The sequence below is a fragment of the Serpentinimonas maccroryi genome (assembly GCF_000828915.1).
GTDB lineage: Bacteria > Pseudomonadota > Gammaproteobacteria > Burkholderiales > Burkholderiaceae_C > Serpentinimonas > Serpentinimonas maccroryi.
On record NZ_AP014569.1, the window covers coordinates 1289607 to 1301198 of the forward strand.

Here is an 11592-nt window from a genome sequence, read left to right on the forward strand (position 1 = left end):
ATTGGCTTGGTGTCGATTGTGCGACATGGGCCGGGCGCAGCGGCGCCGCTTTGGGGGTGGCGCAAGCAACCGATCGGCGAGAATCGGCGCTCTGGTCTGGCCGCCTTGAGCAGCCCCTTTGAGCAGCCGCTTTGCCCCTTTGCTGCTCCCCTTCGCTTTGCCCTTCGCTTCACCCTGCCGTTTTGATGACCCCTTCGCCACCGCCAGCGCAACCCCGGATCGTGTTTTCGCACGCCAACAGCTTTCCCGGCCCCACCTACCGCGTGCTGTTCGAGCGCTTGCAGCAGCTGGGCTACTCGGTCAGTGCGCCCGAAAAATTTGGCCACGACCCGGCCTACCCGGTGACCAGCAACTGGCCGCACCTGGTGCAGCAGCTGGCCGATTTCGTGTTGCGCCAGTACCCCAGCGCGGCCGAGCGCGGCACGCCCTTGTATCTGGTGGGCCATTCGCTGGGCGGCTTCCTGAGCCTGATGTGCGCCGCCAAGCACCCGCTGCTGGGCGGCCAGCCGGTGGCCGGGGTGGTGCTGCTCGATTCGCCCCTGCTCAGCGGTTGGCGTGCCCGCGCCCTAGAAGCCGCCAAGCGGACGCGGCTCATCGGCGCCGTGTCGCCCGGGCAGGTAAGCCGCAAGCGGCGCAACAGCTGGGCCAACGCGGCCGAGGCGCTGGCGCACTTTGCCCACAAAAAAGCCTTTGCGCGCTGGGACCAGCGGGTGCTGCACGACTACATCGAGCACGGCACGCACGAGGTCGCCACCGCCCAGGGCAGCCGGCGCGTGCTCAGCTTCGAGCGCGAAGTCGAAACCGCCATCTACAACACCTTGCCGCACCACCTCGACCGGCTGCTGCGCCGGCACCCGCTGGCGTGTCCGCTGGCCTTCATCGGCGGCAGCGATTCGGTCGAGCTGCGCCAAGTGGGCTTGGCGCTCACGCACCAGCTGGTAGGCAACACGCCCAGCGAGCGGCTGCAAACCATCGAGGGCAGCCACCTGTTCCCCATGGAGCGCCCCGAGGAAAGCGCGGCGGCCATCGACCGGGCGCTGCGCAGCTTTTCTTAGCGCGTCCAGTCCACCCAGCCCATGTAGGCCGTGAGCAGCACCAGCAGCCCAAAGCCGATGCGGTACCAGGCAAAGGGCACAAAAGTGTGCTGCGCCACGTAACGCAGCAGCCAGCGCACGCAAGCCCAAGCCGAAAGCCAAGTCACGACCATGCCGACGGCAAAAAACGGCAGGTCGGCGCGGGTGAGCAGATCGGCGTTTTTGTACAGGTCATAGCCCGCTGCCCCGACCAGCATCGGGATCGAGAGAAAAAAACTGAACTCGGTGGCGGCGCGGCGCGAAAAGCCAAAGGCCATGGCCCCGACGATGGTGGCCCCCGAGCGGCTCACACCCGGCACCAGCGCCAGGCACTGAATCAGCCCAACGGTGAGCGAATCGCGCCAGCCCACCGCGTCGACCTCTTGGATGCGCTGCGGCGGCTGACGCGCCTGCCTGGCCTCGACCCACAGGATCACCAGCCCGCCCGAGATGAAACTGAAGGCCACCACCAGCGGGTTGAACAGCACGCCGGTGATGAAGTCGAAGAACAGCACTCCCAGGATTACCGCCGGCAGGCAGCCGATGACGAGGTTGCTGGTGAAGCGCCAAGCCACGGCGTCGCCACGCGGCAGCCCCTTGGCAGTGTCCAGCAACCGCTCCAGATAGACCGAGACGATGGCCAGCAGCGCCCCGACCTGGATCACAACCTCGAACAGCCGCACCTTCTCGCCGTAGAGCCCGAGCAAGGCCGAGGTCAGGATCAGGTGCCCGGTGGAAGAAATCGGCAAAAACTCGGTGATGCCCTGCACCAGCCCCATCACGGCGGCCTTGAGCAGCAAAACGATGTCCATACGAAGCCAAAAAACGCGAAGGGTGCAGTGTAACTGCCCCCTCCCCCGGCAAGCCCTCACTGCAGCCAGCCCCCAAGGCAATATAATCGGAGGCTGGGTGGCCGACGCCAGCGCGCCGCCCCACAAGCCGGAATAGCTCAGTCGGTAGAGCAGCTCATTCGTAATGAGAAGGTCGGGGGTTCGATTCCTCTTTCCGGCACCAATGCCCAGCGCACATGCTCGCGCACCAAGGCGCTCGGGTCTTCGAGCCGGCTGGCCAGCGCTGCTCGTATGGCTTGTACCTGCTCTGGCTCCAGCCCCCCGCCCGCCAACGCATTGCCCAGCGCCACCGCTACGTTGCGCAGCCAGCGCTCGTGGCCGATGCGCCGAATCGGGGTGCCTTCGGTGTGGCGCTCAAAGTCCGCTTGGCTCCAGCCCCAGACGCGCAGCAGCTCGGGCGCTTGCAGGGGCTCCCGCGGCTCGAAATCGGGCACGCGCGCGCGCTGGGCGTATTTGTTCCACGGGCACACCAGTTGGCAGTCGTCGCAACCGTAGATGCGGCTGCCGATCAGGGGCCGCAGCTCGGGCGCAATCGGCCCGGCATGTTCGATCGTGAGGTAGGCGATGCAGCGGCGCGCATCGAGCCGGTACGGGGCCACGATGGCCTGCGTTGGGCACACATCGAGGCAAGCGCGGCAGTGGCCGCAGTGGCCGCTGACTGCGGCGCTGGGGGGCAGTTCAAAGTTGAGGAAAATCTCGCCCAAAAAAAACATCGAGCCGGCGTCGCGGCTCAAGGCCAGCGTGTGTTTTCCGCGCCAGCCTAGGCCGCTGCGCTGCGCCAGCTCGACCTCGAGCACCGGGGCCGAGTCGGTGAACACGCGCCAGCTGACAGGGTTCTGCGCCGCCGCACTGCTGTCGGTGGGCGCAGCCGCAGTTGGCCCGCCCTGTTCTTGCAAACCCTGCTCGATGCGCTGGGCCAGCCGCTGCAGCCGCTGACGCAACACCTTGTGGTAGTCGCGCCCCCGGGCGTACAAGGCGACGCTGCCTTGCAAAGGCTGCTGCAAACCATGCCATTCTTGCTCACGCCAATCAGGCCCGTGGCTGCTGGGCAGATAATCCATGCGTGCGCTGATCACGCTCAGGGTGCCGGGTACCAGCTCGGCCGGGCGGGCGCGCTTGAGGCCGTGCGCGGCCATGTAGCCCATCTCGCCGTGAAAGCCGGCCTCGAGCCAGCGCCGCAGCCCGTCTTCGGCGCTGGACAAATCGACGCTGGCCACGCCGATTTGCGAAAATCCCAACTCCCGGCCCCAGCCTTGTATTTGTGTGACGAATTGAGCCGCATCGAACATAACCCTGCGATTGTAGGAAGCACAGCCCCGGCGGCGCAGCCGCTGGCCTGCACAACCCTGCTGCTGGCTGATGAGAGCGCCACGGCTGCGCTCGCTGCCCGGCTGGCCACCTGCGACCAGATCGGGCAGGCGCACTTGCACTGGCATGGCGATCTGGGCAGCGGCAAAACCACCTTTGTGCGCCATCTGCTGCGCGCTTTGGGTGTGCAGGGCCGCATCAAAAGCCCCAGCTACGCCATCGTCGAGACCTACCGCCTCGAAGCGGGCCCGCGCTGGAGCGCCGGCTTGGAGGCCGTGCATGCAGATTTTTATCGATTAATCAACCCTCAAGAGTGGGAAGATGCGGGACTGCGTGAACTTTTTACACAACCCGGACTCAAGCTGGTAGAGTGGCCCCAAAAAGCCGCTGGAATGTTGCCCATGCCCGACCTCGAACTGCACCTCGAAACCCTGGCCGACGACAGCCGCCGGTTGCGGGTGCGCGCGCGCAGTGCACGGGGCGTGCGTCTGCTGGAGGCTTTGCAGGCATGAGGCGCCGCAGCGCCCTGCAGTGGCTGGGCTCGAGCTTGGTGCTCACGCTCGGCGCGCCGCAGCTGGCTTGGGGTGCCACCATCGTGGCCGTGCGCCTGTGGCCGGCGCCCGACTACACCCGCCTGACCATCGAATCCGACGCCGCGCTGCAAGCCACGCCGCACTTCATGACCGACCCGCCCCGGGTGGCGCTGGACCTCGAGGGCATCGAGCTGGCCCCGATGGTGCAGCAGATCACCGGCAAGGTGCGCCCCGACGACCCCAACGTGGCCGCGATTCGCGTCGCGCAGCACGCGCCCCGGGTGGTGCGGCTGGTGGTGGACTTGAAGCGCCCGATCAATCCGCAGGTGTTCCAGCTCACCCCGGTGGCCGCGTTCCAGCACCGCCTCGTGCTCGATCTGTACCCCGTGCAAGCGCGCGACCCGCTGGATGAACTGATTGCGCAGCGCCTACGCGAGCTCAACGAACCCGCCACGGCAGCCGCTGGAGCCCCCAACGACAGCGCGCCTGTTCCGGCACCCGCTGCGCCCAGCCCCCCCGACCCGCTGGGCGAGTTGATTGCCCGCTTGCCTGACGACCAGCGCGCCGCTGCGCCCAGCCTTGGAACCATCAGGCTGCCGCCCCCTCCGGCTGCTGCCACGCCAGACCCACCCGCTCAGGCTCAGGCCAACCAGGCCCCCACCAGGCCTTCGACTCCGACCGCAACCGCCTCGGGTGCAAGCCGGCCACGCGCCGGGCCCAGCGGCAGCACCGGCGGCCGCGCCGACCGCCTGATCGTCGTTGCCATTGACGCCGGTCACGGCGGCGAAGACCCAGGGGCCATCGGCCCTGGCGGCACGCGCGAAAAGGACGTGGTGCTGTCGATTGCCCGCAAATTGCGCGATCGCGTCAACCGCACCCAAGTCAACGGCCACACCTTGCGCGCCTTCATGACGCGCGACGGCGACTACTTCGTGCCGCTGCGGGTGCGGGTGCAAAAGGCGCGCCGGGTGCAGGCCGATCTGTTTGTGAGCGTACACGCCGATGCGTTTTTCACGCCGCGCCCACGCGGCTCGAGCGTGTTTGCGCTCAGCGAACGCGGTGCCACCAGCGCCGCCGCCCAATGGATGGCCAACCGTGAAAACGCCGCCGACAAGGTGGGCGGGGTCAATCTGCGCGAGCAAGAAACGGTGCTGCAGCGCATCATGCTCGACATGAGCACGACGGCGCAGATCAACGACAGCCTGCGCGTGGGCGATGTGATGTTGCGCGAAATAGGCCGTGTCGGGCGCCTGCACAAGCCCCGCGTCGAACAAGCCGGCTTTGCCGTGCTGCGCGCGCCCGACATCCCCAGCCTGTTGATCGAAACCACCTTCATCAGCAACCCCGACGAAGAGCGCCGCCTGCGCGACCCGCGCTTTCAAAACCAGATGGCCGACGCCATGCTGCGCGGCATCGTCGCCTACTTCGAGCGCAACCCACCCCTGGCACGCCGGCGCGAAGTCTGATAACGCGCTGCAGCATGATCCAGCAAATTACCCACAAGCAACCCGTTGGGTGTAAACCGCTGGGGGAGCAACCGGCCACAGATCGGTTATGAATCGGTTATGATTCAGGCCCGTTGACCTCGCGCAACGGCCTGTTGCGGGTGTAGTTCAATGGTAGAACGCCAGCTTCCCAAGCTTGATACGAGGGTTCGATTCCCTTCACCCGCTCCACTCGACCGCGTGCTTTCTGCGCGCTACCTCGCGGTTGCATAACCGGGTTTCAGCACCGCCGTCATGCACCAAATCCGCCTCACCTGCCCCATAGGCGAGTTGCTGCTGGTGGCACAACCCGAACACCTGCTGGGCGTTTGGTTTGCCGACCAATCTGGTATTCCCGCTTGGGCCACCGTCGCAGCGCCCAACCCCGAACTCCCGCTGCTGCGCCAAACCGCACTGCAGTTGGAGCAATACTTTGCCGGTGTGCGCCAACGCTTTGATCTGCCGCTCGACCTGAGCCGGGGCAGCGCCTTTGAGCAGGCGGTGTGGGGGGCTTTGGCGGGCATCGCGCCGGGCCAATTGTGCAGTTACCTAGACATCGCCCGCGCCATTGGGCGGCCGCGTGCGGCGCGGGCTGTGGGCGGGGCGCTGGGGCGCAACCCGATCGGCATCGTACTGCCCTGCCACCGCGTACTGGGCAGCAAAGGCCAGCTCACCGGCTACACCGGCGGAGTGGCGCGCAAACAGGCTTTGCTCGACCTAGAAGCGCGCTGGGCTGCGGCCTGAAGGCCCTAACTCAAAGCGGCCCCCTCAAAGCTTACTCAAGACCCCCTTCAAAACCGCTGGGTGTGTGCAGGCGTCGCTTCAGCCTGCGCCGACTCCACCATCCCGGCCTGCACCGCCTCTTTGAGCTTGGGGCTGGCGTGGAACGTGACCACGCGCCGCGCCGCAATGGCCACCGACTCGCCCGTGCGCGGGTTGCGGCCGGGCCTCGGGGATTTGGTGCGCACCTGAAAATTGCCAAAGCCCGACAGCTTCACGTCATCGCCCTCAATCAGGCGTTCGGCGATCTGGTCAAAAAAGGCCTCGACCAGGTCTTTGGATTCGCGCTTGTTGAAGCCGATTTGCTGGTACAGCAGCTCGGCCATCTGGGCTTTGGTCAGGGTGTTGTCGTCTGGTGCGGTTTCGCTCAGATCGGTGTCGGGCAGGGGCTTGCTCAGGCTCACAACAGGGTTCTCCAGCGGATGGGGTAATCAGGCGCGCAAGCGCGCGTGCAATTGTGCCGACAACGCGGCCAGCACCGACTGCACCACGGCATCGATTTGCGCATCGGTCAGGTTGGCGTCGTCGCGCTCCAGCGTCAGGCGCAAAGCCCAACTCTGCTCGCCTTCGACTAGGCCCCCAGCCCCCGCATTGTGCCCTAGGAGCCTGTCGGGTTTGGGGCGGTAAATATCAAACAGTCGCACGTCGGTGAGCCAGCCCGTGCGGTCGGCGCCGCGCACGGTGGCCAGCAGCTCGGCGTGCGCGACGCGCTCGGGCAGCACCACGGCCAGGTCGCGCTGCACCGGCTGGTGCCGGTGCACCGGTTGCGCCTGCACCAGCTCGCGCTGCAGCAGCGGCTCGAGCTCGAGCTCGAACAGCACCGGGGCCTGCTGCCAGCCCTCGCTCTGGCGCCAGCGCGGGTGCAGCTCGCCAATGTAACCGATCGCCTGCCCGTCGAGCCACACCTGGGCGCAGCGGCCCGGGTGCAGCGCCGGGTGCTCGGCCGGCTCGAAGCGCGCTTGGCGCGGGGCCAGCAGGGCTTGCAGATCGCCCTTGAGGTCGTGGAAATCGACGCTGCGCGCGCCCTCGCCCCACTGCAACGGCAGCGCATCGCCCCAAGCCAGCGCGGCTACGCGCAGCGGCTGCGCCACGCCGGCCACGCTGGTGGGGCCGTCGGGCACCGCCGCGTCATGACGAAACACGCGCCCGAGCTCGAACACGCGCACACGCTCGGCCTTGCGTTCGGTGTTGAACTTGAGCACCGCCAGCAAGCTGCCCAGCAGCGAGGAGCGCATCACGCTCATCTGGCTGGCGATGGGGTTGAGCAGGGCGATCGGCTGGGCGTTGCCCGCCCAGTCGCGCTCCCAGCGCTCTTGCACGAAACTGAAGTTGATGGTTTCTTGGTAGCCCAGCTGCGCCAGTTGGCGCCGCAACGCGTAGGGGCCGCGGCGGCGCTCAGGCTGCGCCAGCGCCGTCACTGGCGCCAGCGGCGGCGTGTGCGGCAGGTGCTCGTAGCCGATCAGGCGCGCCACTTCTTCGATCAGGTCGGCTTCGATCTGCAAATCGAAGCGGTACGAAGGCGGCGTCACGCTCAGGCTGCCCTGCCCTTCGTGCACCTGCAGCCCGAGGCGGCGCAGCGCCTGCGCGCACTGCTCGAGCGTGAGCGGCATGCCGATCACCTTGGCCGCGCGCGCCACCCGCAGCGCCACCGGCTGCGGCTGCGGCAGGTTCAGGCTCTGGTCGTCGATCGGGCCGGGTTGGCCGCCGCAAATCTGCAAAATCAGCTCGGTGATGCGCTCGAGGTGCTCGACCGTGGTGGCCGGATCGACCCCGCGCTCAAAGCGGTGCCCGGCGTCGGTGCTGAAGTGGTAGCGGCGCGAGCGCCCGGCGATGGCCTTGGGCCACCAAAAAGCGGCCTCGAGATAGACATCGCGCGTGGCGTCGCTCACCGCTGTGGCCGCTCCGCCCATGATGCCGGCCAGCGATTCCAGCGCCTGCGCATCGGCGATCACGCCCACCGTTTCGTCCACGCTCACCGTTTGGCCGTTGAGCAGCTGCAGCGTCTCGCCGGCGCAGCCCCAGCGCACCTGCAAGCCGCCCTCGATGTGCGCCAAGTCAAAAATGTGGGAGGGGCGGCCGAACTCGAACATCACGTAGTTGGAGATGTCCACCAGCGCCGAAACGCTGCGCTGGCCGCAGCGCGCCAGCCGCTGCACCATCCAGGCCGGGGTGGCGGCGCCGGCGTTGATGCCGCGCACGATGCGGCCGCTGAAGCGCCCACACAGATCGGGGGCAAGCACTTGCACCGGCAGCACCTCGGTTTGCGTGGGGGCCACGCGCGGCCAAGCCGGGGTGTGCAGCGGCGCCCCGGTGAGCGCGGCCAGCTCGCGCGCCACGCCATAGACGCTCAGGCAGTGCGCGAGGTTGGGGGTGAGTTTGAGGGTGAAAATTTGATCGTCGAGCTGCAGGCAGGTGCGCACATCTTGCCCCAGCGGAGCGTCGGCGGGCAGCTCGAGCAAGCCGCTGGCGTCGTCGGCGATGCCCAACTCCTGCGCCGAGCACAGCATGCCGTGGCTGGCCACGCCGCGCAGCTGCCCGAGCCCGATGTGCAGCGCTTCGCCGCTGGGCCCCGGCGGCAGCACCGCCCCCACCCGCGCGCACGGCACCACCATGCCGGCGCGCGCATTGGGCGCACCGCAGACAATCTGCAAGCGCTCGCCGCCGCCCACATCGACTTGGCAGACGCGCAGCCGCTCGGCCTGTGGGTGCGGCTCGAGGTGCTCGATGCGCGCCACCACCACGCCGCTAAAAGGCGGCGCGGCGGGGCGGCGCTCTTCGACCTCTAGGCCGGCCATGGTCAAGGTGTCGGCCAGCTGCTCGCTGCTCAAGGGGGGGTTGCAGAATTCGCGCAACCAGGATTCGGGGAATTGCATCGTGTGCTCTCGGGCGGGGCAATGTGGGGGGTCAACGAAGGCTGGGCAACACCAAACTCATTGAAACTGGCGCAAAAACCGCAGGTCGCCGTCGAAAAACAGGCGCAAATCGGCCACGCCGTAGCGCAGCATGGTCAGGCGGTCGGGCCCCATGCCAAAGGCAAAGCCGATGTAGCGCTCGGGGCATAGCCCCATGTTGCGCACCACGTTGGGGTGCACCTGACCCGATCCCGCCACCTCGAGCCAGCGCCCGGCCAGCGGGCCAGACTGAAACTGGATGTCGATCTCGGCGCTGGGCTCGGTGAAGGGAAAGAAGCTGGGGCGAAATCGCAACACCAGATCGTCGGATTCGAAGAAGGTGCGGCAAAAATCGGTGAACACGAACTTCAGGTCTTTGAAGCTCACGTTTTCGCCGATCCACAGCCCCTCGCACTGGTGGAACATGGGCGAATGGGTGGCGTCGCTGTCCACGCGGTAGGTGCGGCCGGGCGCAATCACGCGGATTTCGGGCATGGCGCCGTCAAACAGCGCGGCGGCATCCGCCCCCGCCAGCTGCTTGTGGCGCTGCACGTGTTGCAGCGCGTGGCGGATCTGCATCGGGCTGGTGTGGGTGCGCAGCAGATAGGGCTCGGGCTGCTCGCCCACCTGCACGTAAAAGGTGTCGTGCATCGAGCGCGCCGGGTGGTCGGCGGGCGTGTTGAGCGCGGTGAAGTTGAACCAGTCGGTTTCGATCTCGGGGCCGTCGGCGACCGCAAAACCCATGGAGCCAAAAATGGCCTCGATGCGCTCCAGCGTCAGGCTCACCGGGTGCAGGCCGCCGCTGCCGCGCTGGCGCCCGGGCAGCGTCACGTCCAGCGCCTCGGCCTGCAACTGGCGCTGCAGTTCGGCCTCGGCCAGCTCGGCGCGGCGCTGGTTGAGCGCGGCCTCGATGGCCTGCTTGCTTACATTGATGGCCGCGCCCCGGGTCTTTTTCTCGTCCACGCTCAGGCTGGCCAGCCCTTTCATGAGTTCGGTCAGGCGGCCGCTCTTGCCTAGGTACTGGGCCTTGGCGTTTTCTAGCTCGGCGGGGGTGTGGGCCTGCGCGAACTGCGCGCGCGCCGATTGCAGCAGGGTGTCGAGTTCGTTCATCGCATTGCATCCGAGCCCAGGCTTGCAGCAGCGGCTCATGGGCCTATCAAGGGAGCCGGTAAAGGCCAAGTGGAAACACAAACAAAAAGGGCCAGTGCCGTACAGCGCTGGCCCTCGCCTAGAGGGGGGCTCTGGTTGGCCGCCACACCAGCGCGGCGTCCAGCCATCGGGCCCTCTTCAAGCCCTCATCACGCCGTAACAAGGCCCAGATCAGGCTGCCACAGCGGGGGCTGCGCCAAGGTGCGCCCGCGCCTGCTCAACAATGCGCGCAAAAGCGGCGCGGTCGTTGACGGCCAGATCAGCCAGCACCTTGCGGTCGATGGCGATGGCGGCTTTTTTCAGACCGTTGGCAAACTGGCTGTAGCTCAGGCCGAGTTCGCGCGCGCCGGCGTTGATGCGCGCAATCCACAGCTGGCGAAACACGCGCTTGCGGGCGCGGCGGTCGCGGTAGGCGTACTGGCCGGCCTTCATCACCGCCTGTTTGGCGATGCGATAGACATTGCCGCGGCGGCCGCGGAAACCTTTGGCCAAAGCCAATACTTTTTTGTGACGGGCGCGTGCCGTTACACCACGTTTGACGCGAGGCATAGAAAACTCCTTGTTCGTCGGGTTGGATTACAGGCCGGCAAAGGGCAGCATCTGCGCCATGTGACCCATATTGGTCTCATGCACATTCACTGCACCGCGCAGCTGGCGCTTGTTTTTCGTGCTCTTCTTGGTCAGGATGTGACGCTTGAAGGCTTGGCCGCGCTTGACGGTGCCACCCGGACGAACGCGAAAACGCTTTTTCGCGCTGCTTTTGGTCTTCATTTTGGGCATTTTGTGCTCCTTCTTGAATGGTGCTCGTGAGGCGCTGCGATACCCACCGCAGGCTTATAGGCCCCGAGCCACTTATGGCTTGCAGCGGGTGACCGCCCCGCTGCAAGCGTTGTCGCCCTGCCCTTAAGCAGGCTGGGCGACGGGTGCCGTTTCCGACACCGGTTTGGTGCCCCCCGACTTTTTGCGTCCGGGGGCAATCATCATGATCATCTGGCGCCCTTCGAGCTTGGGGAATTGCTCCACCACGATCGCATCGCCGAGCTCTTCGCGGATGCGCTGCAACAGCGCCAGCCCGATTTCTTGGTGCGTGATCTCGCGGCCCCGAAAACGCAGCGTCACCTTGCACTTGTCGCCTTCTTCGAGGAAGCGGCGGATGTTGCGCATCTTGATGTGGTAGTCGCCGTCATCGGTGCCGGGGCGGAACTTGATTTCCTTGACCTCGATGACTTTTTGCTTCGACTTGGCTTCGGCGGCTTTTTTCTGCTCGGCGTACTTGAACTTGCCGTAATCGATCAGGCGACACACCGGGGGTTTGGCGATGGCGGCGATTTCGACCAGATCGACGTCGAGTTCACCAGCCATGCGCAGCGCTTCTTGAATGCTGACCACACCAATGGCCTCGCCCTCTGGGCCCAGCAGGCGCACCTCGGGCACGAGGATCTCGCGGTTGAGGCGGTGGGCGCGTTCTTCGCGGTGGCGGCGATCGCGGAAGTTCGGAGCAGTTGTAGCGATGGTGAAATCCT

11 protein-coding genes, 2 tRNA genes and 1 pseudogene are annotated in these 11592 nt (G+C 66.6%); 6 read left to right on the top strand and 8 right to left on the bottom strand.

The features are described 5' to 3' along the window. Positions 1–185: 185 nt before the first annotated feature. Positions 186–1055 carry an alpha/beta hydrolase gene (locus SMCB_RS05930; protein WP_045535750.1) on the top strand — a complete coding sequence of 290 codons (870 nt, stop codon included), beginning with the start codon at positions 186–188 and terminating at the stop codon, positions 1053–1055. Here SMCB_RS05930 and SMCB_RS05935 read toward each other — a convergent pair. Then, positions 1052–1885: an undecaprenyl-diphosphate phosphatase gene (locus SMCB_RS05935; RefSeq protein ID WP_045535751.1), complete on the bottom strand. Its 834-nt coding sequence runs from the start codon at positions 1883–1885 to the stop codon at positions 1052–1054. The genes SMCB_RS05930 and SMCB_RS05935 overlap by 4 nt on opposite strands. Before the next feature lie 126 nt (positions 1886–2011). Between SMCB_RS05935 and SMCB_RS05940 the strand changes: the two genes are divergently transcribed. Next, positions 2012–2087, top strand: a tRNA-Thr gene (locus tag SMCB_RS05940). On the opposite strand, the pseudogene queG reads toward SMCB_RS05940, so the two are convergent. Then, positions 2086–3213: pseudogene (gene queG / locus SMCB_RS12445) on the bottom strand (tRNA epoxyqueuosine(34) reductase QueG); the annotation flags it as partial. The gene SMCB_RS05940 and the pseudogene queG sit on opposite strands and share 2 nt — an antisense overlap. On the opposite strand from queG, the gene tsaE reads away from it, so the two are divergent. The 4 genes from tsaE (at position 3196) to SMCB_RS05960 (ending at position 5993) form a co-directional block, all read left to right on the top strand. Continuing rightward, positions 3196–3744, top strand: coding sequence for a tRNA (adenosine(37)-N6)-threonylcarbamoyltransferase complex ATPase subunit type 1 TsaE (tsaE, locus tag SMCB_RS05945; protein ID WP_082027425.1), 549 nt, complete (start codon positions 3196–3198; stop codon positions 3742–3744). The pseudogene queG and the gene tsaE sit on opposite strands and share 18 nt — an antisense overlap. Next, positions 3741–5231 (top strand): N-acetylmuramoyl-L-alanine amidase, encoded by a 1491-nt coding sequence (locus SMCB_RS05950; protein WP_045535752.1) that lies wholly within the window; start codon positions 3741–3743, stop codon positions 5229–5231. Before tsaE ends, SMCB_RS05950 begins: the two co-directional genes overlap by 4 nt. A 136-nt stretch (positions 5232–5367) precedes the next feature. Beyond that, positions 5368–5441: transfer RNA gene (locus tag SMCB_RS05955), tRNA-Gly, on the top strand. Positions 5442–5504: 63 nt separating this feature from the next. Continuing rightward, positions 5505–5993 carry a methylated-DNA--[protein]-cysteine S-methyltransferase gene (locus SMCB_RS05960; protein WP_045535753.1) on the top strand — a complete coding sequence of 163 codons (489 nt, stop codon included), beginning with the start codon at positions 5505–5507 and terminating at the stop codon, positions 5991–5993. A 47-nt stretch (positions 5994–6040) separates the two neighbouring features. Here the strand turns inward: SMCB_RS05960 and SMCB_RS05965 are convergent, their stop codons facing one another. The 6 genes from SMCB_RS05965 to infC form a co-directional block, all read right to left on the bottom strand. Next, the gene (locus SMCB_RS05965; protein ID WP_045537731.1) at positions 6041–6355 is read right to left on the bottom strand and encodes an integration host factor subunit alpha; all 315 of its coding nucleotides are present in this window, start codon (positions 6353–6355) and stop codon (positions 6041–6043) included. Positions 6356–6460: 105 nt separating this feature from the next. Then, positions 6461–8902, bottom strand: a complete 2442-nt coding sequence (gene pheT / locus SMCB_RS05970; protein WP_045535754.1) for a phenylalanine--tRNA ligase subunit beta — start codon at positions 8900–8902, stop codon at positions 6461–6463. A gap of 57 nt (positions 8903–8959) precedes the next feature. Continuing rightward, positions 8960–10030 carry a phenylalanine--tRNA ligase subunit alpha gene (gene pheS, locus SMCB_RS05975; protein ID WP_045535755.1) on the bottom strand — a complete coding sequence of 357 codons (1071 nt, stop codon included), beginning with the start codon at positions 10028–10030 and terminating at the stop codon, positions 8960–8962. A gap of 210 nt (positions 10031–10240) precedes the next feature. Beyond that, positions 10241–10618, bottom strand: coding sequence for a 50S ribosomal protein L20 (gene rplT / locus SMCB_RS05980; protein ID WP_045535756.1), 378 nt, complete (start codon positions 10616–10618; stop codon positions 10241–10243). 27 nt (positions 10619–10645) lie between these two features. Continuing rightward, positions 10646–10849, bottom strand: a complete 204-nt coding sequence (rpmI, locus tag SMCB_RS05985) for a 50S ribosomal protein L35 (RefSeq protein WP_045535757.1) — start codon at positions 10847–10849, stop codon at positions 10646–10648. A gap of 123 nt (positions 10850–10972) precedes the next feature. Further along, the gene (gene infC, locus SMCB_RS05990) at positions 10973–11581 is read right to left on the bottom strand and encodes a translation initiation factor IF-3 (RefSeq protein WP_082027267.1); all 609 of its coding nucleotides are present in this window, start codon (positions 11579–11581) and stop codon (positions 10973–10975) included. Positions 11582–11592 lie beyond the last annotated feature (11 nt).